This window comes from Bacillus sp. B19-2 (assembly GCF_022832475.1).
Lineage (GTDB): Bacteria > Bacillota > Bacilli > Bacillales > Bacillaceae > Bacillus > Bacillus paralicheniformis.
Map to the genome: position 1 here is coordinate 18,187 of NZ_JALHKQ010000004.1, position 23,139 is coordinate 41,325.

General features: G+C 48.9%; 18 protein-coding genes and 1 pseudogene. 10 read left to right on the forward strand and 9 right to left on the reverse strand.

Annotated elements, in window-relative coordinates:
* Positions 1-122 precede the first annotated feature (122 nt).
* From nirD to nirB (MST20_RS16225), 4 genes are all read right to left on the reverse strand, one after another.
* Positions 123-443 carry a nitrite reductase small subunit NirD gene (nirD, locus tag MST20_RS16210; protein ID WP_059231878.1) on the reverse strand — a complete coding sequence of 107 codons (321 nt, stop codon included), beginning with the start codon at positions 441-443 and terminating at the stop codon, positions 123-125.
* A gap of 30 nt (positions 444-473) precedes the next feature.
* Complete coding sequence (gene nirB, locus MST20_RS16215) at positions 474-2,894, reverse strand: nitrite reductase large subunit NirB (RefSeq protein WP_243943470.1); 2,421 nt, start codon at positions 2,892-2,894, stop codon at positions 474-476.
* 113 nt (positions 2,895-3,007) lie between these two features.
* Positions 3,008-5,167, reverse strand: a complete 2,160-nt coding sequence (gene nasC / locus MST20_RS16220; RefSeq protein WP_243943472.1) for an assimilatory nitrate reductase catalytic subunit NasC — start codon at positions 5,165-5,167, stop codon at positions 3,008-3,010.
* Between the two features lies 1 nt (position 5,168).
* Complete coding sequence (gene nirB / locus MST20_RS16225) at positions 5,169-7,463, reverse strand: nitrite reductase large subunit NirB (protein ID WP_243943474.1); 2,295 nt, start codon at positions 7,461-7,463, stop codon at positions 5,169-5,171.
* A gap of 261 nt (positions 7,464-7,724) precedes the next feature.
* On the opposite strand from nirB (MST20_RS16225), the gene MST20_RS16230 reads away from it, so the two are divergent.
* The 3 genes from MST20_RS16230 to MST20_RS16240 are packed head-to-tail and all read left to right on the forward strand — an operon-like array spanning position 7,725 to position 10,610.
* Positions 7,725-8,297, forward strand: coding sequence for a DeoR family transcriptional regulator (locus tag MST20_RS16230; protein WP_243943476.1), 573 nt, complete (start codon positions 7,725-7,727; stop codon positions 8,295-8,297).
* Positions 8,298-8,316: 19 nt separating this feature from the next.
* Entirely contained in the window at positions 8,317-9,963 is a 1,647-nt protein-coding gene (locus MST20_RS16235) for a copper resistance protein CopC (RefSeq protein ID WP_279600126.1), read from the forward strand.
* A 2-nt stretch (positions 9,964-9,965) separates the two neighbouring features.
* Positions 9,966-10,610, forward strand: coding sequence for a YcnI family copper-binding membrane protein (locus MST20_RS16240; protein ID WP_243943480.1), 645 nt, complete (start codon positions 9,966-9,968; stop codon positions 10,608-10,610).
* Between the two features lie 47 nt (positions 10,611-10,657).
* On the opposite strand, the gene MST20_RS16245 is transcribed toward MST20_RS16240, so the two are convergent.
* Entirely contained in the window at positions 10,658-11,149 is a 492-nt protein-coding gene (locus MST20_RS16245; protein ID WP_243943482.1) for a hypothetical protein, read from the reverse strand.
* Positions 11,150-11,311: 162 nt separating this feature from the next.
* Between MST20_RS16245 and MST20_RS16250 the strand changes: the two genes are divergently transcribed.
* Positions 11,312-12,196: an EamA family transporter gene (locus MST20_RS16250; protein WP_243943484.1), complete on the forward strand. Its 885-nt coding sequence runs from the start codon at positions 11,312-11,314 to the stop codon at positions 12,194-12,196.
* 41 nt (positions 12,197-12,237) lie between these two features.
* Here the strand turns inward: MST20_RS16250 and gabD are convergent, their stop codons facing one another.
* The 3 genes from gabD to gabT are packed head-to-tail and all read right to left on the reverse strand — an operon-like array spanning position 12,238 to position 16,348.
* Positions 12,238-13,635: a succinate-semialdehyde dehydrogenase gene (gene gabD / locus MST20_RS16255; RefSeq protein WP_243943487.1), complete on the reverse strand. Its 1,398-nt coding sequence runs from the start codon at positions 13,633-13,635 to the stop codon at positions 12,238-12,240.
* Entirely contained in the window at positions 13,610-15,001 is a 1,392-nt protein-coding gene (locus tag MST20_RS16260) for an APC family permease (protein ID WP_020450182.1), read from the reverse strand. The genes gabD and MST20_RS16260 overlap by 26 nt, the downstream gene beginning before the upstream one ends.
* Before the next feature lie 33 nt (positions 15,002-15,034).
* A complete protein-coding gene (gabT, locus tag MST20_RS16265) occupies positions 15,035-16,348 on the reverse strand; it encodes a 4-aminobutyrate--2-oxoglutarate transaminase (protein ID WP_243943489.1) in 1,314 nt (437 codons plus the stop codon).
* 102 nt (positions 16,349-16,450) lie between these two features.
* Here gabT and gabR point away from each other — a divergent pair, with 102 nt between their 5' ends.
* Positions 16,451-17,881 (forward strand): MocR-like transcriptional regulator GabR, encoded by a 1,431-nt coding sequence (gabR, locus tag MST20_RS16270; protein ID WP_243943490.1) that lies wholly within the window; start codon positions 16,451-16,453, stop codon positions 17,879-17,881.
* Between the two features lie 64 nt (positions 17,882-17,945).
* Here the strand turns inward: gabR and MST20_RS16275 are convergent, their stop codons facing one another.
* A complete protein-coding gene (locus MST20_RS16275) occupies positions 17,946-18,242 on the reverse strand; it encodes an ArsR/SmtB family transcription factor (protein ID WP_243943492.1) in 297 nt (98 codons plus the stop codon).
* Positions 18,243-18,419: 177 nt separating this feature from the next.
* On the opposite strand from MST20_RS16275, the gene MST20_RS16280 reads away from it, so the two are divergent.
* The 5 genes and pseudogenes from MST20_RS16280 (at position 18,420) to MST20_RS16300 (ending at position 23,012) form a co-directional block, all read left to right on the forward strand.
* Positions 18,420-18,707, forward strand: a complete 288-nt coding sequence (locus MST20_RS16280; protein ID WP_243943494.1) for a putative quinol monooxygenase — start codon at positions 18,420-18,422, stop codon at positions 18,705-18,707.
* An 18-nt stretch (positions 18,708-18,725) separates the two neighbouring features.
* Positions 18,726-19,463 (forward strand): NADPH-dependent oxidoreductase, encoded by a 738-nt coding sequence (locus tag MST20_RS16285; RefSeq protein ID WP_243943496.1) that lies wholly within the window; start codon positions 18,726-18,728, stop codon positions 19,461-19,463.
* Between the two features lie 309 nt (positions 19,464-19,772).
* Positions 19,773-20,597: pseudogene (locus MST20_RS21280) on the forward strand (isocitrate lyase/PEP mutase family protein).
* Positions 20,598-20,691: 94 nt separating this feature from the next.
* Positions 20,692-21,579 carry a TetR/AcrR family transcriptional regulator gene (locus tag MST20_RS16295; RefSeq protein WP_243943498.1) on the forward strand — a complete coding sequence of 296 codons (888 nt, stop codon included), beginning with the start codon at positions 20,692-20,694 and terminating at the stop codon, positions 21,577-21,579.
* An 11-nt stretch (positions 21,580-21,590) separates the two neighbouring features.
* Positions 21,591-23,012 carry an MDR family MFS transporter gene (locus MST20_RS16300; RefSeq protein ID WP_243943499.1) on the forward strand — a complete coding sequence of 474 codons (1,422 nt, stop codon included), beginning with the start codon at positions 21,591-21,593 and terminating at the stop codon, positions 23,010-23,012.
* Positions 23,013-23,139 lie beyond the last annotated feature (127 nt).

Sequence of the window (23,139 nt, forward strand, 5' to 3'; positions counted from 1 at the left end):
AACTGTCATCCTTCCATCTGCCGATTCTGTGAACGCGTTTGTTTTTTTAAATAAAGAGGGATCACATTGAGCGACCCTGTTGACAAAAATCGCGACACGTTCGATATCGCTTGTTCAGCCGTTTAATAAACGATATACAAATCTTCGCCTTCAACGATCGTTTCGTATGTCTGAACACACCCTGTGTCAGGCTCTTGGACTTTGCCGTCTTCAAGGCTGATCTTCCAGTCGTGCATCGGACAGAAGACGAATTTGCCGCTTACCATTCCTTCGGCAAGCACGCCCCCTTTGTGGGGGCAGCGGTTTTCAATCGCGCGGACATTGCCGTTAGAAAGCTTGAATACCGCGATTTCCTTGTCCTCGATAAGCACTGTCTTCCCAAGCTGATTCGGCAAATCCCCGATCTTCGAAACAAACACCTTTGTTAAGTTCTTGTTCACCATGTGAATTCCTCCTCAAGTTGATTTCTCATTTTAAGAAGTGACAACATTCTCGAATAGCTGTTTTGTTGTCTTTTCGTCTTCCAAAAAGTCTTTCCACGGGTCTTTATGGACAGACAGGGCTTGATTGATGCGGTCATTCAGCTCTTTGCGTTTTTCTTTATCATTCAATACGGATTGGACGTGGGACAAGCCGACACGTTCAACCCATGCAGATGTCCGCTCTAAATAGTTGGCTGTTTCACGATAGTATTGAAGATATGCGCCTGTAATTTCGATGACTTCTTCAGCCGTTTTGACTTTCATTAACAGATCGCCTGCGCGCAAATGCGTGCCTCCGTTTCCGCCGACGTAAATTTCCCAGCCGCCGTCGATGCCGACGACGCCGATATCTTTAATGCCGGATTCGGCGCAGTTTCTCGGACAAGCGGAAACCGCCATTTTAATTTTGTGAGGCGTGTAGAGCCCTTCAAATTTTTTCTCAAGGTCAATTCCGAGGGCCATTGAGTCTTGCGTGCCGAAGCGGCAGAACTGTTCGCCTACACACGTTTTTACGGTTCTGAGCGTTTTTCCGTAAGCAAATCCTGAAGGCATATCAAGATCAGCCCATACTTTCGGAAGATCTTCTTTTTTGACGCCGATCAGGTCGATCCGCTGGCCGCCGGTCATTTTCACAAGCGGAATTTCATATTTGTCGACGACATCAGCGATGCGCCGCAAATCATTCGAATTGGTAACCCCGCCGTACATCCGCGGTACGACTGAATATGTGCCGTCTTTTTGAATGTTGGCGTGCATCCGTTCATTGACGAAGCGGGACTCTCTTTCATCTTCATATTCCTTCGGATTGATCATGCCGAGGTAGTAGTTAAGCGCAGGGCGGCATTTGGAACAGCCTTCCGCCGTTTTCCAGCCGAGCACGTTCATGACTTCTTTCGTATGGGTCAGCCCTTTTTCTTTGATTTCAGCCACGAGTTCGTCTCTTGAAAGGTCCGTACATCCGCAAATCGCTTCTTTTTGTGCTGAAGCATCGAACTCTGAGCCGAGCGTATGCTGCAGAATCTCTGCAACAAGCGGCTTACATCCTCCACAAGAGCGTGATGCGCCTGTGCAGGCCTTAATTTCATCCGTCGACGTGCAGCCCTGCTCTTTGATCGCCTGAATGATCATCCCTTTCGAAACGCCGTTGCAGCCGCATACGATCTCATCGTCGCTCATCGCAGCGGTCAAGCTCATGCCTTCTTCCTGATTCAAAGGCTGTAAGATTGAAATTTTAGAAGTATCTGAAATATCTGCTCCTTTTTGAATCATGGAAAACAACCTGTTGCCTTCGCTGCTGTCTCCGAACAGTACGGCTCCGATCACCTGATTGCCGCGCAGAACGATTTTCTTGTAGATTCCGTCCTGTTCGTCAAACACTTTGAGCGCTTTTTTGTCTTCTCCATCATCCTCATTAAAGTCACCGGCGGAAAAGACCTCAACACCGGAAACCTTCAGCTGGGTTGATAAAACAGATCCTTCATACGGAGCCGTTTCAACGCCGCAGATTTTTTTGGCAAGCACTTTTGCCTGTTCATAAAGAGGCGCGACAAGTCCGTAGGCAATGCCTCTATGTTCCGCACATTCTCCGACAGCGTAAATGTTGGGAACTTCGGTTTCCATGTAATCATTGACGACGATTCCTCTGTTTACCGGAAGGCCGCAGTCTTTGCCGAGCTGAACGTTCGGCTTGATTCCGACCGCCATGACGACCAAATCGGCTTCAAGCATTGAGCCGTCTTTGAATTTTAAGCCTTCGACACGTGTTTCTCCGTAAATTTCTTCTGTCTGCTTTTCAAGCAAAAATTTCATGCCCTGCTTTTCAAGCTCTTTTTGCAAAAGCCGTCCCGCGGTTGCATCAAGCTGACGCTCCATCAAATATGGCGCGAGGTGGATAACGGTAACATCCATGCCAAGGTTAAGAAGTCCGCGCGCTGCTTCCAGTCCCAGCAATCCGCCGCCGATAACGGCTGCTTTTTTGTACGTTTTGGAAGCTTCGAGCATGATATCCGTATCCTTGATATCACGGAATGCTGTGACACCTTCTTTATCCGCTCCGGGCAATGGCAGAATAAAAGGGAGAGAACCTGTCGCCAAAATCAGTTCATCATACGGCTGGACTCTTCCCGCATCCGTGATGACGGTTTTGGACTCCGGATCAACTTTAACGACTTCTTCATCTGTATACAGCTGAATCCCGTTTTCTTCATACCAATCCCAATCATTCAGTGTAATGTCCTTAACATCCGTATCTCCTTGAAGCACTTTGGAAAGAAGAATCCGGTTATAGTTTGGGTGCGGTTCGTTTCCGAAAATCGTGATCTGAAACTCTTCGTTTGAAATTTTAAGAATTTCTTCAACGGCCCTGACCCCGGCCATACCGTTCCCTACAAGGACTAGCTGCTTTTTTTCCACTATGATCCTCCCCTTTTTCAAAACAATTCACTATACGCTCTAAACAAGTATTCTGTTTACATCTTTAAAACTATCACAAATTATAGTTAATTTTGTAAACTTTTTATGACTTTTTATGACAATTCATTCACAAAATTGTCAACCTGCGGACGAATTTTCACGGAGCAAACCTTAAATCCCGGCATTCTGCAAGATGGATCGAGCGTTTCCGCTATCAAATCATTCACATTTTGCGAATCTGCCCAATGCATCGGCACAAAAACAGTATCCGGCCTGATGGCTTCCGATAATTTGCTCCTGACAATGATGCTGCCTCTTTTTGACTCCACCCTGACCAGCATCCTGTCGCCAATGTTGTACTTTTCCGCCGTTTTCGGATGGATTTCCATAAATGATTCAAAGTGTCTGGCCTTGAGTGCAGCGCTCCTTCTCGTCTGTACGCCGGTTAAATAGTGAGACATCACCCTTCCGGTCGTCAGATAAAGGGGATACTCTTCAGTCGGTTCATCTTTTTTGATCTTTGGTTCGTTCGGGACGACGCACATTTTCGCTTTTTTGTCCGGGTGGGCAAAGGATGATTCAAACAGGCGCTGTGTCCCGGGGTGCCCCTGTTCGGAACAAGGCCATAAAATGCCGCCTTCCTTTCTCAGACGTTCATAAGTGATGCCCGAATAGTCGGCAATTCCGCCGCGGCTCGCTTTTCTTAATTCATTAAAAACATCCTCTGCCGATCGATATGAAAAATAACGGCCTTTTCCAAGAGCTGCGGCGATATCGCAAATAATTTGCCAGTCATGCCTCGCTTCACCGGGGCACGGTTTTGAGGCTTCCCTTAATGTCACTCTGCCTTCCAGATTGGTCATCGTTCCTTCGTCCTCGAGATAGGATGATGCGGGGAGAATGACGTCCGCGAGTCTTGCCGTTTCAGAAAGAAACAAATCAATGGCAGCAAAAAACTTTAATGTTCCTAAAGCGGATTTGACAAAGCTGGCGTTCGGACTGGATACAACAGGGTTTGAACACATTAAAAACATCCCTGTAATTTCGCCTTTATGAACTTTCTCCATCATTTCATAAGCGGATACACCTTTTCCCGGAAGGTCTTCAGCTTTTATACCCCAAACATCCGCAATATAGGCGCGGTCGGCTTCGTTTTCAATCGACCGGTACCCGGGCAGCTGATCTGCTTTCTGCCCGTGCTCCCGCGCCCCCTGCCCGTTCCCTTGTCCGGTGACGGCGCCGTAGCCGCAAGCAAATTTGCCGATTTTCCCAGTAGATATTAGAATATTCAGTAAATTTCTGACAGCAGCCGTTCCGTCCGTTTGCTGTTCAACCCCTCTTGCCGTGAATAGCATTCCCGTCTCCTCGCGGGCGAATTTTACTGCAGCTTTTTTGATCTGCTCGATTTGTATCCCGGTTTTGGCTGCAATGTCTTCAAGTGATAAAGACGCCACATGGCGCTTGACCTCTTCAAAACCTTCAGCTCTCTCTCTGAGAAAAGCTCCGTCTGTCAGCTGTTCTTCAATGATGACTTTCAGCATACCGTTTGCGAGCGCGGCGTCTGTCCCAGGCTTGATTTTCAAATGCAGATCGGCGATCTTGGCCGTTGCCGTTTCGCGGGGATCGATGACAATGATGTAGGCCCCGTTTTTCTTTGCTTCTTCAAAATACGGCATGATCGTCGGCTGGCACTCTGCGATATTCGTACCTGCGAGGATGATGACCCTGGCATGGGGGATCTCGGAAAGGGCATTTGTCAGCCCCCGGTCCATTCCAAAGGTTTGATTTGCAGCTGTGGCGGCCGCCGACATGCAAAGCCTGCCGTTGTAGTCAATATGCTTCGTCTTCAAGGCGACGCGGGCGAACTTCCCGAGCAAATACGCTTCTTCATTTGTAATAGACGCGCTGCCATATACGCTCAAAGCATCACGGCCATCTTCATGCTGGATCGCTGTTACTTGCTCTTTGATGTACTGAAGCGCTTCTTCCCATGTCACACGGACGAATTCGCCGTTTTTTTTGATCAGCGGATGGGTGATCCTCTCTGAATGAAACGCGTGCTGGTGGGCGTTCATCCCTTTCATGCACAGCCGTCCTTTTGTCGTCGGATTGTCTTTTCCGACCGCCGTGTATTTTTTTCTTGTCACAATCGTCTGTTCAATGAGCTGCATTTTGCACTGCATGCTGCAAAATGGACATTGGGTGTCATACGTTTTTTCGGATTGCACTTCTTTTTGCTTTGTGCGAAAGTACTTTAGCAATCGTTCTGTCAATTCACATCAGCCCTTTTATCGTTTCTTGCTGAGCCAGCCGCTTCTCTTTTTCAAGCCGTTCGATCAGCTGGCCGCGAAGCCCGTTGTCAAATAAAACTTCCCGGATATGAATGATGCCGGCGCGTTCAATCCAATGCCCGACCTTCTCGAGATAATTTGCTGTTTCGCGGTAATATTGAAGCAGGCCTTTCATGAATTCCCCCGCTTCCTCCGCCGCGTCGGCTACTGAAAGCAGCTCTCCCGGAGAAGCATGCTGTCCTCCTTGGCCGCCCGCATAAATCTCCCAGCCCCCGTTTACTTTGAGAAGTCCGATGTCATGAACTGAAGCGTACACGCAATCGTCCAAACAGCCCGACACCCCGATCGAGACCTTGGCCGGAATGAGGAGGGATTCTGCCGCTTTTTCCAAGTCTGCTGCCAATGTTTGAATCTGCGGTGATCCGCACGTGCACGTTTTAACCGCGGCGATCCGCTGGTGCGGCGGCGGGCAATACGGCATGCCGAGTTCTTCTTTCACGCGTTCTATATACTCCGGCTTAATACCAGCAAGCTTTAATCTCTGATGGTGTGTCATGTACACCTCTTGAATTTGATATTTTTCAATCACTCCGGCAATGTGCTTCAGCTCTTCGGCATTCGTTCGGCCTCCGTACATTTGCGGAATGATTGTATCCGTCTCCTCTTCGTGCTCCTCATAGATAATGTCCGGACGGATCATTTTTAAATAGTAGCGAATCGCGGGTACGCAAATCCGGCAGCCGCTGCTGTTTTTCCAGCCGAGCGCCGAGATGACTTCGTGAACGGAAGAAAGATTTCTTATCTGTATTTCGTTCACGACTTCATCTTCCGTGAATGAAGTGCAGGCGCACATCGGCTGTTCCGCCGCAGATACGTAATCATCCTGTTCAGCGGTATGGAGCAGCAGTTCTTCAAGCAACGGCCTGCAGCCGCCGCATGATCCGGAAGCATTTGTACAGCCTTTGACCTCCTCAGCCGTCTTTAAACCGTGCGTCTGTATAGCTTCCATGATCGCGCCTTTTGAAACCGCATTGCATTGGCAGATCGTTTCACTAAGCGCCATAGAAGTGACTGCACTGTCTTCTTCCGATTGAAACAACTCTTTTTTGACAACGGTAATATCCCTTTGTTTGATGATGCTTTCCAACAGCCGTTGGCTGCCGCAGGTGTCTCCGTATAAAATCACGCCGGCCATTTTATCCCCTTGAAAGACGGCTTTTTTATAGACTCCTGACGCTTCGTCTAAAAGTTTAATAGCCGTTGTCGAGTCGTCCTCTGTGATTTTCCCTGCCGAAAAGACGTCGATGCCGGAAATTTTTAGAGCTGCGGACGGAACGGAGCCCTGATAACCGGCACATTCGAGCCCGCAAATATGTCTGGCCAGCACTTTCCCCTGTTCATACAATGGCTTGACTAGACCATAGACCGTTCCGTTATGCTCCGCACATTCACCGACGGCGTAGACATTTGGAATATTTGTCTCCATATAGTCGCTGACGATAATCGCCCGGTTTGTTGCAATACCGCTCGCCTTGGCCAGTTCGATATTCGGTCTGACACCGGCAGCCATGACGATGAGATCGGCGCTGATCTCCGTCCCGTCTTTAAACCGCACACCCTCGGCGCGGGATCTTCCTAAAATCGCCTCTGTATCTTTATCCAAAAGAAAATGGATCCCTTGACGCTCCAGCTCTTTCTGGAGCATGGCAGATGCCGGCGGATCAAGCTGGTTCTGCATGATGCAGGAAGAGTGGTGAATCACATCAACCTTCATCCCGAGGTTTGCCAATCCTCGCGCCGCCTCAAGGCCCAAAATTCCCGCGCCGATGACGGCCGCTTTTTCAAACCGCTTTGATGCCTTTATCAATGCCCGGCAATCGTCTATTGTTCTAAAACCATATACCCCTTCTTTGTCCGCACCATGAACCGGGAGGATAAACGGGGAAGAGCCCGTCGCAATGATCAGTTTGTCATAAGCGATTTCTCGGTTTTGATCTGTCGCCACCGTCTGTTTCTCCGTATCGATTGCGAAAGCCGTTTCCCCTGTATAAAGTGTAATCCCGTTATCTTCATACCAGCTCCGGCTTTTTGTCATCACATCGTTCCAATCCGTTTCCCCCTGAAGCACAGAAGACAGCAGAATCCGATTATAGCTGAGGTGTGGTTCGCTGCCGATGATGACGATCTCAAACCGGCTCCCGCCGTGTTGTAAAATTTCTTCCGCCGTGCGAACTCCGGCCATGCCGTTTCCTATTAAAACCAGCCTTTGTTTCCCCATTTTCTCCCCTCCCCTCTGCAGCTTTGCTCTGGATTATTATTTCACATTGCATCGCTAAAGCGTTCAAACCTGTTACATTTCCTGACAAAAAATTTTAGAAACAGGACGGTTTGACCAGTACTCATTGATGACGCTTTAACGGCTTTTGCTGCCGATGTTAAAGTTCAACATTTTATCACATTTTTTATCAGGTTCCGCTTGTTTCTTTTTCTGCAATCTACTAGGCTTATATGTAAAGAACATAAGGAATGGAGGAGGAGAATGCTACCGATTAAAAGAAGACAGCAGATATTGGCGTGGGTCAAAGAAGAAGAATCTCTGCGCATTTCGGACATTTCGAAAAGGCTGAACGTCTCTGAAATGACCGTTTACCGCGACATTAAACCGCTTGTTGAAAACGGACAGATCATCAAGACGGCCGGCGGAATTACGCTAAACAAGCCGAAGCAGCAACTTGGGCAGCTTTGCGTCGTTTGCGGAAAAGGGACAGGCTCGAGGCTTTCCGTGCAAATTGTAAAAAACGACAGCCAGATTGAACAATTTTGCTGTGCCCATTGCGCAATGCTCCGCTATGAGAAAGTAAAAGATGACGTGTCACAGATCATCTGCAGGGATTTTTTGCTGGATACGACGATCAGCGCCAAAGCCGCCGTCTTTTTGCTGGATACGGACCTTCATTTGAACTGCTGCGAGCCGCAGGCGATCCCTTTCGCTTCTGAAGCAGATGCGCGGAAATTTAAAAAAGGCTTTGGCGGACAGCTGTTATCGTTTGACGATGCCGCGCTTCTCGTCCAAAAAACGATGAAGAACAGTTGCTGCAGCCTGAAGACGTGAAATTTTGTTAAGAGATTGGATGAATGTGATGAAGAGAGCAACACTCTGGACAGTTCTTGCTGTTCTTTGTATCATTTTGCTGCCAAAAGCCGCTTTTGCTCACGCATATATCGTAAAATCAACTCCAGCTGAAAATCAGGAGCTGAAAAAAGCGCCTGCAGAAATCAAGATTGAATTCAATGAAGCGATTCAGAACGGGTTTCATTCGATAACGGTCAGAAATTCGTCAGGTGAGCGCGTCGATGCCGGCAAAACGGAAATCGACCCGCAAAACGCCAAGATTATGACCGTCAAGCTGAAACCAAAGTTAAAGGATGATATCTACTCGGCCGAATGGAGAGCCGTATCCGCAGATGGGCATCCCGTATCAGGCACGATCCCTTTCAGCATCGGAAACATTCAAGGCGGGCTGCCGAAAGATCAGCAAAATCAAGCATCAGGCCTGCCGGCAGCCGATACCGTAATGGAACGCGTCCTTTTGTATACCGGTTTCTCCCTGTTCATGGGGGCCGCTCTCTTTCAGCTCGTATGGCACCGCCCTGAAAACGGCTGGCCGGGTGACAAACGGCGCCGGCTGAAGCGGATCAAGAATGCGTCGCTCATATTGACAGGGGCCGCCATCATCATTCAGCTGCCCCTGCAAACAAAAGCAAACGCGGGCGTTTCCTGGAGCGGGGCTTTCCAGCCTTCGCTTTTGCAAGAAACGCTTCTGAATACGACGGGCGGAATGCTGTGGCTGATCAACATCGCCATCATCGCCGTGCTTGTATTTTGTTCGAACAGAAAAGGTCTGAAGAGCGCGATCTTGAGTCTGTTCCTTTTTGCTGGGTTTTTGTTCGTCAAATCGCTCGACGGCCATGCCGCTTCGACGAGCGCCGGCTATATGACGATCGCGATGAACTTCATCCATCTGAATGCCGCTTCCATTTGGACGGGCGGACTCGCGATGTTTGTGCTGTTTTTCGGAAAAGACTGGCTGAAGCCTGACAAAAGTTTGATATGGGAAACCATTCGGCGCTTCTCGCCATGGGCGCTCGTTTCAGCAGGGCTTCTCATATTCTCGGGCCTTTTCAACAGCTTTTTCATTGTTCATACACTGGATAACCTGTTCGGGACGGCTTACGGGAAAGCGCTCCTTGTAAAATCGGCGCTCGTTCTTCTCATGATCGGACTCGGAGCATTTCACTATTTCCGTTTTAGAAAAGCGCCGAAACAGCAGGGCGGCCGTTCGCTGAAAGCTGAGTGGGCAGTCGGGCTTCTCATTCTGCTGACCACGGCGGTTTTCACCAATCTTCCAAGTCCGCCCGCGCCGCTGCCGCAGCCTTTCAGTGAGACGAAGCAGCTGCCGGAAGGAAACACGCTGTCGCTCCGAATCAGCCCGAACATGCCGGGCTCAAATGCGTTTGAAGTCACAGTCAGAAACAGAAAAGGAGACGTCGTCAAAGATATTCAAAAAATCGAATTAACCGTTGAGAAAACCGGGCTTTTCGGGGATGACAAGGAGAGCACGTTCAGCCTCAGCAAAAATAAAGACGGCGTTTTCCAAACGAAAAATTTAAATTTAAGCGAAGACGGCATCTGGAAGATCCGCGTTCACGGATTAACGGCGTCATTTGAGGAAATCAGAACGGTTTTCAATGCGAAAATTAATAAAAAGGAGTTTTGATTATGTTTAAAAAAACATTATGGCTGGGTGCAATCCTAGCATCATTTTTGCTTTTCTCTGTTCCAGTCAGCGCACATGTCACGGTAAAACCGGCTGAATCAGCAGCAGGCTCATGGGAAACATACACCGTCAAAGTACCGGTTGAAAAAGACAACGCCACAACCAAGGTCGTTCTCAGCATGCCGGACGGTGTTGAATTTCAGCAGTATGAACCGGTGCCGGGCTGGAAAACGAGCACTGAAACCGGCAAAAACGAAAAAGTGACAAGGGTGACGTGGGAAGCCGAAAACGGCGGCATTCAGCCTGGTGAATTCCAGCAGTTTACCTTCACCGCCAAAAACCCTGACAAAGAACAAAAGGCCGCCTGGAACGCTTACCAATATTATAAAGACGGCACGATTGTCGAGTGGACCGGCGATGAAAACGCCGATACCCCGCATGCGATCACAAGCATTGTCGACGCTGCAAAGCTTGGTCACGAAACGGTTGACGCACACGGCGCTTCAACGAAAGAAAACACTGCCGCAGAAAATGAAGACGGTCAAGCAGGACAAGGGATTCAAACCGCTTCCCTGATCCTGTCGATCCTCGCCGTGCTTCTTGGGGGTGCTGCGCTGCTCTTGACAGTGCGCAAAAAGAAATCGTAAAAATGAAAGGCAGTCGGGAATATCCCGACTGCCTTTTTGTGCCCATTTCAGTCCGAATCCCGCACGATCTGATAATACATACCCGTTTTATGATCGACCACCGGCTCTAAATAAAGCCCGTCATCAGTCTCAAATGTTCCATTCAGGCGAGCGGCATCCCCTGTATATAACGTGTACTTTCTTCCCTTTGGCGTTGTGAACGGTGAAGAAGCTTCCGCATTCTCCGTTTCCGGGTGATCCGATTTTACAATTGCATAATTCAAGTCGCGGTACCATTGATATTTGCCGTTTTCCCGTTTGATGTGAGCGAGGCAAATTCCCTCTCCCTCCGAATCGCCGAATCGAAAGACGACGACTTGTTCGCCGTTTAAATCGATTTTGTCTATAATATCGTCTTTTGTGATGTTCTCGTAACGAATACCGTCCTCAATCGCTTCCTGTTCGCTGTTCACCCTTTTGGTTTGTTCCTCAGCTTCTTGAGCGCTCGCACATCCGGCGAGCCAGGTCACCAAGAAAAATAAAACTGTTCGCTTTTTCATCCGCTTCCTCCGACTTTAATTGTTTTAGGCCATTATATGTATTCGGCCAGCGTTGAATATTTCCTCTTTGCGGGGAAAGTTCCGAAGCAGCGATTCAAAAATCAGCCAATTTATCTTACAATAGAAAAAGTTCTGAATGATTGAGTGGGGAGAGATCGGAGTATGAAAGTATCGATTCTGTTTGTCTTGCTTGCGGCCATTTTATGGGGAACGACGGGAACAACTCAGGCATTCGCGCCTGAAGAGGCTGCGCCTCTTGTGTTCGGCGCTGTCAGAATGGCGGTCGGCGGCATCACCCTGCTCTTGTTTGCGGCTTTGCGCGGTCAATTAAAACGAAGCGGCTGGCCCGTTAAAACGCTGATCATCGCAGCATTGAGCATGGCATTTTATCAGCCTTTCTTTTTTTCAGCCGTCAGCCTGTCAGGGATCGCCGTCGGAACGGTCGTCGCTATCGGCAGCGCTCCGATTATCGCCGGCTGCCTCGAATGGCTCGTGTTCAAAAAGGTGCCGCAGGCGAAATGGTGGATCGCAACAGCTGCAGCGATAGCAGGCGTATCTTTTTTATTCATTCCGTCCGCATCAGCGGGAGGGAGCTTTCTCGGCATACTGCTCGCACTAGGCGCCGGTCTTTCCTTTGCCGTCTACACGCTGACAAGCAAAAAGCTCCTGCAAAAGCAGAAGCCGGAGGCTGTCACAGGCACCGTGTTCTTTTTAAGCGCTGTATTGCTTGCCCCGTTATTGTTTCTGTACGATCTGAGCTGGATTTTATCGGTTCAGGGAATGGCTGTCAGCCTCTATATCGGCGTCATTGCAACAGGGGCCGCGTACCTGTTATTTACGACAGGATTGGCAAAAGTGCCCGCCTCAACGGCGGTGACCCTGTCGCTGGCTGAACCGCTCACAGCGTCGCTTTTGGGAACCGTGCTTGTCAGAGAATCGCTGCCTCTTGTTTCCTGGGCCGGGATCGCACTGCTTCTTCTAGGCATTTTTTATATTTCCTATCAGCCCAAAAAGGATAAAATAAACGCTGAACAGGTGAAAGCGTAAAAAAACCCGCCCGTGGTATGCGGGCGGGTTTTCATGTTGACTTATGATTCATCCAAACCGATGGACAAATATTTCGTTTCCAAATACGGCTCGATGCCTTCCTGTCCGCCTTCGCGTCCGATGCCGCTTTCCTTCATGCCGCCGAAAGGCGCCTGAACGGTTGACGGTCCGCCGTCATTCCAGCCGAGTATGCCATAATCAAGGTTTTCGGACAAATAGATGCCGCGGCGGTAGTTTTCCGTAAAGAAGTATGCCGCTAAACCGTAAGGCGTATCATTGGCGAGCTTGACTGCTTCGTCCAGCGTTTTAAAAGTCGTAATCGGCGCAACGGGACCGAATGTTTCCTCATGCATGATCGTCATTGAAGGATCAACATCTGTCAGCACTGTCGGGTGGACAAAGTAGCATGATTTCTCATCATCGCTTTCGTATTCGGCGCCGATGAGAACTTTTGCCCCTTTATTCACCGCGTCATTGATTTGGTCGACGATTTTTTGGAAACCGTTTTTATTGATGACCGGTCCGATTGATACACCTTCTACAAGTCCGTTCCCGACTTTCAGCTTGGTAACTTCGGCGCGGAGTTTTTCTGCAAATTCATCCTTAACCGATTCATGAACGATCAGACGGTTTGCACAGACGCACGTTTGTCCGGCATTCCTGTATTTCGACAGCATCGTCTGTTTAACGGCGAGGTCGATGTTGGCATCTTCATCAACGATCAGCGGGGCATGGCCGCCGAGCTCCATTGACACATGCTTCACCGTCTCGGCGCTGTTTTTCATTAAATGTTTGCCGACAGGCGTAGATCCGGTGAACGTAATTTTGCGGATCAGCGGATGACTTGTAAAAATAGAACCGATCTCTTGACCGTCGCCGATCACACACTGAAGGACGTCTTTCGGAATGCCCGCTTCATGGCCGAGGCGGACGAGCTCAAGCGCCGTTAAAGGCGTGTCAGGCGCCGGCTTGATGATAAAGGTACAGCCCGCCGCCAAAGCCGGCGCCGCTTTTCTCGTGATCATCGCCGCCGGAAAGTTCCACGGGGTAATCGCCGCTACAGGACCGACCCCCTGGCGCGTGACGATGATGCGCTTGTTCGTCACAGATGCGGGAACCGTTCTTCCATAGATGCGTTTCGCTTCCTCCGCATACCATTCGATATAGCCGGCGCTATATATGACTTCGCCTTGTGCCTCAGCATAAGGCTTGCCGTTTTCAAGCGTAATCAATTTTGCCAGCTCGTCCTTCTGCTCCACAATCAAATCGAACCATTTTTTCAGCAAGCCCGCTCGTTCTGTAGCCGATGTTTTCGACCATTTTTGAAATGCTTCATGCGAGCGTACGACTGCCTCTTCGACTTCTTTTGCGGATTGCTGGGGAACCGATTTGATTTTTTCTCCAGTCGCAGGATTATATACTTCTAGCATGCTGGTCATGTTGAATCTCCTCCCCTTTACGTTTTGAACTGCTGTTGAATAAAAGAAAACCGATCAATGTCCATCCCGCCAAGATCAGCCATTCATACGGCCATGTGAGCGCGGCCGGCATGCCTGGCAAATAAAAGGCGAGAAAGATAACACTTAAGAGAATAGCAGATATACCAGTCGTTTTCCACTTATTGATTTTATACGGTCTGTTTAAATCCGGCTCTGTCTTTCTCAGCTTCATGAATGCAATCGACACGATCAAATATCCGACTATAATACCTGTTCCCCCTGCATTGACGATCCAAACAAGGGCAGGGCGCCCGAGCAGCGGCGCAAAAAACGCCAGCGCTCCCAGAAACAAAATCGCGTTCGTCGGTGTTTTATACTTCGGATGGATGAAACCGAACCATTTCGGCACCATGCCTTTTTCCGACATGGCAAACAGAATGCGGCTCGCGCCGATGATAAATGCATTCCAGCTCGTAATGATGCCGGCGACTCCGCCGAGGACAAGCACCGTGCCGAACAGCTGGTTCCCGAGCAGATTGACCATGGCATCCGCGGTCGCCAAAGAAGTCGTTGCAAGCTCGCTTTCTGACAGCCCCATCGTCACCCCGAATACAATCAGCAAATAAAACAAGACCGCACTGACGATCGAAATAATCAAAATTTTGCCGATGATTTTTTTCGGGGCATTAATTTCAGCCGCAACCTGAGGGATGACGTCAAATCCGACAAACAGAAACGGAATCATGACGAGGACGGACATCATCCCGGAAAATCCGTCTTTAAAAAGGGGCTGCATATGTTCAACATTACCGTTTACCAAGGCGCCGCCCAAAAGGAGAAAGCCCGTGGCGATAATCGCGATTGTAAAAACCGACTGAAAAATCGCGGCCGGCTTGACGCCGAAGTAATTGAGCGCGGTCAGGACGACCGCACCCCCTGAACCGATCAACACCCAAGTGACATACACGTCCCAGCCGCTAAGCGACCAGAGAAACCCCTGATGTTCGACAGGCAGGACGTAATCAATGACGGTCGGCAATGCGACCGCCTCAAATGTAATTACCGAAACATAGCCGAAAAGCACACCCCAAGCCGCGACAAAAGCCGTTTTTCGGCCGAACGCCCGGTAGACGAATATCAAGCCGCCTCCCGTTTCAGGGATGGCAGAAGACAGCTCCGCGTACGTTAACCCGATTAAGATGACGAGAATGCCGCCGATGATAAACGCGACGGTGCTGCCCATAAAGCCGGCTGTCGAAATCCAGTCGCCGGAAAGGACGACCCAGCCCCAGCCGAGCATCGCCCCGATCGCTAAAAATAGCACATCCGTCTGCGACATCGTTTTTTTCATTTGCTGTTTACCCATCAAAATCCGCCCCTTCTTTTAGAAGATGTCAAACTAGAGCTGTTCCAGCGCTTCTTCGATGATGCCGAGTCCTTCCTCAAGCAATTGATCAGTAATGACGAGCGGAGACAGAAAACGGATAATGTTGCCATTGATTCCTGCCGTCAACAAGAGCAGGCCGTGTTCATTGGCGTACTTAGCAATCTTGGCTGCAGCTGCTTTGTCCGGCTCCCGCGTCTTTTCGTCCCGGACAATTTCAAGCGCCGCCATCGCGCCAAGTCTGCGGACTTCCCCAATCTGCGGATATTTCATCTTCCATTCAAGCGCCCGCTCTTCGATGGCTTTACCGATTTCTTCAGAGCGCTTGTTGAGCTGTTCTGATTCGATAATATCGAGCACTGCCAAAGCGGCTGCGCATCCAAGCGGACTTCCGGCATATGTGCCCCCGAGTTCCCCCGGGTCCGCCGCATCAAGCATTTCCGCCCGGCCTATGACACCGCTGAGCGGAACGCCGGCAGCCAGCGATTTTGACACCGTCACAAGATCAGGAACGACATCAAAATGCTCAATCGCAAAATATTTGCCCGTTCTGGCAAAGCCTGTTTGGATCTCATCGGCGACAAAAACGATACCGTGTTTTTGACAGAAGGCTGCGACATGCTGCACAAACCGTTTTGAAGGAATAATAAATCCTCCTTCTCCCTGTACAGGCTCCATAACAACGCACGCAACCGTCTCCGGAGCAACAGACGAGACGAAGAAATCGTCAAACGCCTGAATCACCATGTCATCGTAGCTTTCATCAGTCATCCCTTCAGGCTTTCTATAGTAGTAAGGAAACGGCGCCTGATATACTTCAGGTGCAAAAGGACCGAATCCGAATTTGTATGGTTTCACCTTGCTCGTCATGCTCATCGTCATGTTTGTGCGCCCGTGGAATCCGCGGGTAAAAGAAACGACGGCTTGACGCTTCGTATATTTTCTGGATATTTTCACGGCGTTTTCGACAGCTTCCGCCCCCGAGTTCAGGAAAATCGCTTTTTTCTCATGGGCGCCCGGCGCAAGCCGGCATAGCTTTTCCGCCAATTCGATATAGGCCTGATACATCATCACGTTAAAACCCGGATGAATGAGCTGTTCGGCCTGCTGCTTGACAGCTTCTACAACTTTCGGATGTGAATGCCCGACATTTAATGTACCGATCGCCCCGGCAAAATCGATAAAACGGCACCCGTCAATATCGTATAAAACGGCACCTTCCCCTTTAGCGGCCAGATGACGGTTTCCGTTGGAGACACCCCTTGCCACGAATTGATCCCGTTTGGCTTGCCAATCTTCCGTTGTGAATGCTTTTGTGTCCAGACTCATAAAAAATCTCTCCCCCACTCTTATTTCTTATAATTCTGAATATTTTTTGGTATGATGAAAAGTACCAATCATTAATTTTCGATGGTACCAGAGGGAGGCGCTATGATTACGATACCGATTGACCGCTCCAAGGATGCGGATTATATTTATCACCAAATCTATCAGCGAATTAAAGAAGAAATTTTCAGCCGCAATCTTTTACCGGGAAAAAAACTCCCTTCCAAGCGCGAGCTCGCCGAAGCATTGAACGTCAGCATCAATTCGGTCAACGCCGCCTACCAGCAGCTTCTGGCAGAAGGTTATCTTTATTCACGTGAAAGAAAAGGCTTTTTTGTAGAGCAGATCGAAACGTTCCACGCCAGCCGCCATCCCGGCCCCCTTCAATTGGAAAAAAAACTGGTTGAAAAGCCGGAATGCAAAGACGGCTGGATATCGTTTTCCCATATGAGCGTCGATACGACGCATTTTCCGTTTAAAACATGGCTTCGCTGTGAACAGAAAGCGGTTTCCTCTCATATAAACGAACTCGGAGAAATGACGCATCCGCAAGGTATCTACGAAGTGCGCCAAACGATCGCACGCTTTATCGCTTTAACGAGAGGCGTCAAGTGTCACCCCGAACAAATCGTGATCAGCGCAGGCACGCAGTCCTTAATTCACACGCTTCAAGATCTTCTCCCCGCCTCAGCCGTCTATGCGATGGAGGAGCCGGGATACAGCCGCATTTATCGACTGCTGAAAAATGAAGGGAAAGAAGTGGCCACGATTCAGCTCGACCATAAAGGAATGCGGATCAGCGAGATTCACCGTCTGAATCCGGACGTTTTATTTGTCACGCCTTCACACCAGTTTCCAACAGGGATCATTATGCCGGTATCGAGGAGGATTCAGCTTTTAAACTGGGTTTCCGACGGGGAAAACCGCTACATTGTGGAAGACGATTATGACAGCGAATTTAAATACGGGAGCGATACAATCCCCGCCCTGCAAAGCCTTGACCGCTCTGAAAAAGTCATCTATATCGGCACGTTTTCAAAATCGCTTCTTCCGGGCCTGAGAATCAGCTATATGGTACTGCCGCAAAAGCTGCTGAAGCGATACAGAAAAAGGCACCATTTCTCGATTCAATCGAGCAGCGTTTTAACGCAGCTCGCCCTGCAGGAATTGATCGAATCGGGGGAATACCAAAAGCACATCAAGAAAATGAACCAGATTTACGAAGAAAAGCGGACAAGGCTGATCGGAAGCCTTGTCAAAACCTTTAACGGCCGGGTCAAAATTAAAGGCGAAAGCGCAGGCCTTCACTTTGTAGCCGATTTTGAAACAGATAGAAGTGAAGAAGAGGTTTTATCAAGAGCAAAGGAAAGACGGGTCGAGGTTTACGGCATGAACCGGTTTACGTTAAAGAAAGAGCAGACAAAACATGAAGGAACGGTATCGCTCGTGCTTGGATTTGCCAAAATCGCTGCCGATCAGATCGACAAAGGGACTGCCAAGCTTTATGAAGCGGTATGCGGTGATGAGAAGCTTTAAAAAATACCGGCAGGTTCGCTCCTGCCGGTATCTGCTTGGCTTTAGAAAGCCGACGTCTGCCCGTTTACCACCGTTCCTTTTCTACCTGGAGAATCGCCTCGATCAGTCCCGGAAACTGCTCCTCCAATTCCCGTTTGCAGAGGGAATAATAATGATGCTTCCCTTCGATGCGGACTTTGAGCAGCCCCGCTTCTCTCAGCACCTTGAAATGGTGGGACAGCGTAGACTTTGCGATATTGAGATTTGTGCATGTACCGCACGTTTTCTCGGCTGTGTCAGCCAGCGCTTTGACAATCTCAAGCCTGTATGGATCACTCAAGGCCTGGAGAACGGATATTAACTTCATTTCATTTGTTTTCATGGGTTAAATGTATCATAATCCTAACTTCAAGACAATTCGTCAAGGAGGCAAATGAGTTGCCGGCAATGCAAAGACATGTTACGATGCAATTGTTCGATGATTTTCGAACAATAAATTCACTGTGTATACAACGAATACGCAAAGGAATTCTAAATGACATGACGGAGGTTTGAACCGATGATCGTATTGCAAGCCTATATGAAAGTAAAACCAGAAAAACGCGACGCCTTTCTCGAAAGCGTACAACCGCTGCTTAAACATTCAAGAGCTGAAGCCGGCAATGCCCAATACCAGCTGTTTGAAGATACCGAACATGCCAATACATTTGTCATGCTTGAGCAATGGAAAGATCAAAACGCAATTGACGCCCATAATCAGACAGAGCATTTTCAAGCTTTTGTTCAAGCCGCGGGCGACCTTTTATCAGAACCTCTAAATGTGGTTAAAACGCAGACACTTGATTAAAGAAAGGATGATGTTTACATGAATGAAATATTGAAAACATTGACAGACCATAGATCGATTCGCAGCTATACAGATGAGCCCGTGAACCCTGAACAGCTGGACAAGATCATTCAAGCCGTTCAAGCCGCTCCGACTTCAATCAACGGCCAGCAGGTCACCGTGATTACGGTTCAGGATGAGGAACGGAAAAAGAAAATCGCCGAATTGGCCGGCGGACAGGTCTGGATCGAGCAGGCCCCCGTATTCCTTTTGTTCTGCGCGGACTTCAACCGTGCGAAAATCGCTCTTGAGAAAAACGGCGAAACGCTTGCGATCACAGACGGAATGGAATCTGTGCTTGTCGGAGCTGTCGATGCAGGCATCGCCCTCGGCACGGCCACAGCGGCCGCTGAATCGATGGGGCTTGGCACTGTGCCGATCGGCGCTGTCCGCGGCCGTGCAGAAGAGCTGATCGAACTGCTCAATATTCCTGAATACGTCTTCCCTGTCGCAGGACTCGTCGTCGGCCATCCGGCGGACCGCTCCGCGAAAAAGCCGCGTCTCCCTGAACAAGCGGTAAGGCACAGCGAAACCTATCAACCTGACTTAAAACCGCTGATCGACGCGTACGATGAAGAAATATCCGAATATATGACAAAACGGACAAACGGACAGGAAACAAGAAACTGGTCTCAGGGCATATCCGCTTATTACAATAAAGTGTATTATCCTCACATCCGTGAAATGCTTGACAAACAAGGATTTAAACTCGAATAGATACTTAAGGCTATCGCTGATCGATAGCCTTAGATTGTTGACAAAATCCCAAAACGGCTCTTCGTTTTGGGATTTTGTCATCCTTTCAGCGTGATTGAAAACCCTTGCAGTCTAGGAAGGCCGAGCATCGGAGCGCAGCGAATGTTGGAATTCGTGAGCACCGACGCGCAGGCCTGACAACGAATGCGAGGGTTTGTCAACACGCTGAGGCTATCGTTGATCGATAGCCTTTTTTCATGCGTTCCATTCTACATTTCGATGAGCATCGAAGGTCTTTACCTTTACACGATGTAAAAAGGAGTGGAACACATGAAACCATTTGCAAAATATAAATTTCTGGACCTCCATTATCAGTCAGGCCCATTCGTTCTGCCGAATGCCTGGGATGCGGCCTGCGCCAAAGCGTTTCAAAACTGCGGTTTTAAAGCAGTCGGCGCAACCAGCGCCGGAATTGCCATGTCCCTCGGCTATCCCGACGGCGAACATCTCCCCTTTGAAACATTGCTTTCCGTACTGAAAACCATCACGGATGCCGTCGATATTCCCGTCAGCGCAGATCTTGAAGCGGGTTACGGCCAATCACCGGAAACAGTTGCTGAAAACGTGAAAAAGGCCGCAACGGCGGGCGTTGTCGGTATTAATATTGAAGACGGAACGAAAGACCCCTGCCGGCCGCTTTGTGATGCAACATTAATGGAAGAAAAAATTGCGGCTGTCAAAAAACTGAACTTGATCAATGCCCGTACGGATGTGTACTGGCTCAATGCAGCCACTCCCGGCTTCAAACAGCCGTCCGGCGGGCAAATCGGTACAGACAAGCAGGCGCGGACTGCATTTTTATCCCCGGAGCGGGTGATACAGGCACCATTGCCGGGCTGAGAAAAGGTATATCCGGGCCGCTCAGGCGTGCTGGCCTGATCACACACTCCCTCTTTACAGACTCTTTCCGAACTCGGAATCGAAAGAATCAGCTGCGGATCCGCCCCGTTCAGAGCCGCACTGTCGCTGGTGAAAAAGATCGGTGAAGACATCATCAGCCGCGGCACCTTCAGTCATATGACGGACGGCGTGCTTTTATACGGCGAAGCTGCTGATTGGTTCAGCCTTCATCGTGACCCAAAACAAAATCGTTGACCGAAACAGTTCTGTCTGTTAATATTTCATTTATGAAAACTCATGGGTTTTTTCGTAACCCATGAGTTTTATCATTGCGAAAGAAGGAGCCGGAATGAACGAAAAAAGAGCAGCAGTCTTAAGGGCCGCCAAAAAGCTGTTTGCCCAAAAAGGCTATCATAACGTTGCAATGCAAGCGATCGCTGAAGAATGCAAAATGTCAAAAGCATCTATTTATAAACTGTTTCAATCTAAAGAAGATCTTCTGCTGGCATTGATCAAATTCAGAAAGCATGAAATGCTGAACAAAAGCGCCATCATCAATACGGAAACCTCGCTGACGCCAAAAGAAAGACTCGCTAAAAAAATCGCTTTGGAGATTACGGAATTCAGGGAAAACCGCCAATTTATCAATTTCCTCTCCAATGAGGGATCATCTCCGGATACCGCGGTATTTAAAAAGCATCTGAAAGAAACAAAATCGCTGATCATCAGCTGGCATAAAGACTCTATCATTCAAGCGTACGGCGAAGAGGTGGAGCCGTTTATATGGGATATCGTCATCATTTTCCACGGTTTGATGAGAGAATTCCTGTTTTTAGTCGGCACTGGAAAAGCTCAGCCTGACGTTACAACGATTCCGCCATTCATTATGTCGGTTCTGGATCTCTTCATAGAGAAAAAGCTAAACGAAGATCAGAAAAGTTCATTAAATGAAGACATTATTGCCTCCTATACGAATGTCTCATCATGCTGGGCACCGCCCAAAAAAGAGGACTTGCTTGAAGACCTTTTGCAAAAACTGAAAAACAAGATTTCCTCACTGCCACAAGACGACTTTTCCGTGACAGAACTGCTGTCTGCCGCAGATTTGCTGAGCGAGGAGCTTTTCGGCAAAGAGCCGCGCACGTATTTAATTAAGGCTCTCCTTGATTACCTTGGAAAAATCGAGGCACTCCAATGCGATGTTTCACAAATACAAACAATTAGTATCAAAGAATAAGAGGGATTGATATGAATACAGAAACCGAACAACAGACATACAACAGAAATATCATCGTAGGTTTGCTCATTGCAGGGGCGTTTATCGCAATCTTGAACCAAACGCTCCTGGTTACGGCACTGCCGCATATTATGGCAGACTTGAACATAGACGCTACAAAAGCTCAATGGCTGACAACGGCGTTCATGCTGACAAACGGGATTCTCATTCCGATTACCGCCTTTTTGATCGAAAAATTTTCAAGCCGCGCGCTCGTCATCGCTGCAATGAGCATCTTTGTGGCGGGAACGGTCGTCGGCGCGGTTGCGCCTAACTTCCCGGTGCTCCTTGCGGCGCGAATCATCCAGGCCGCGGGTGCGGGAATTATGATGCCGCTCATGCAGACGATCTTTTTAACGATTTTCCCGGTTGAAAAACGCGGGGCTGCAATGGGTATGGTCGGTTTGGTCATCGCATTTGCACCGGCCATCGGACCGACATTGTCAGGCTGGATCGTCGACAGCTTTACATGGAGATACTTATTTTATATTATTCTGCCAATTGCACTGATCGATCTTGTGCTTGTCATCTTGCTGATGAAAAACGTCACGAAATTGAGAGAAACATCAGTCGACATCTTATCTATTATCCTGTCCAGCCTGGGTTTCGGCGGTTTATTGTACGGCTTCAGCAACGCCGGATCAGAAGGCTGGGGAAGCAATACCGTTTTAATTTCCTTTGCAGTCGGTGCGGTCGCTCTGTTCTTCTTTATCTCTAGACAATTAAGAATCAAAAGGCCGATACTCGAGTTTCGCGTTTTCCAATCGTGGACCTTTACGATAACAACGCTCCTCGGCATGATCGTTTTTGCATTAATGATCGGTACTGAAACCATTTTGCCGCTGTATACGCAAAACGTCAGAGACGTGACAGCTTTCGATTCCGGTCTGATGCTTCTGCCGGGCGCGATAGCAATGGGCATCATGTCGCCGATCATCGGCCGGATTTTTGACAAGATCGGTGGAAAAGGTCTTGCGATTATCGGGTTTGCCGTCTTGCTGCTGACGTCGATCCCGTTTGCGGATCTGCAAATGGATACTTCGCTGACATTTATTATCGTTATTTATACGCTGCGGATGATGGGAACTTCCATGATTATGATGCCTCTCACAACCGCTGGCATCAATGCACTTCCGATGCATCTCATCCCGCACGGAACAGCGATGAACAATACGATGCGCCAGATCGGCGGTTCAATCGGCACGGCCGTTTTGATTTCCGTCATGAGCAATTCAGCCAAAAACGCTGCCGCATCTAACCCGTTAAATGCGCTCATTCACGGCATGAATTCCGCCTTTATCGTGGCCGCTGTCTTGGCGCTGATCGGATTTATCCTTTCGTTCACATTGAAAAAGAAGCCGCAGGCCGACAAACAAGGCCAGCCGGCGCGCTAATCATGACACGCCAGTTCAATCGAACTGGCGTGTTTTTTGATGGTTTGATATCTAACTGAGTCTTGGTCCCTTGCGGCTGCGTCTCCTTTCATATGATTTGAATATCGATCGGCTTCTTCTCCTTGAA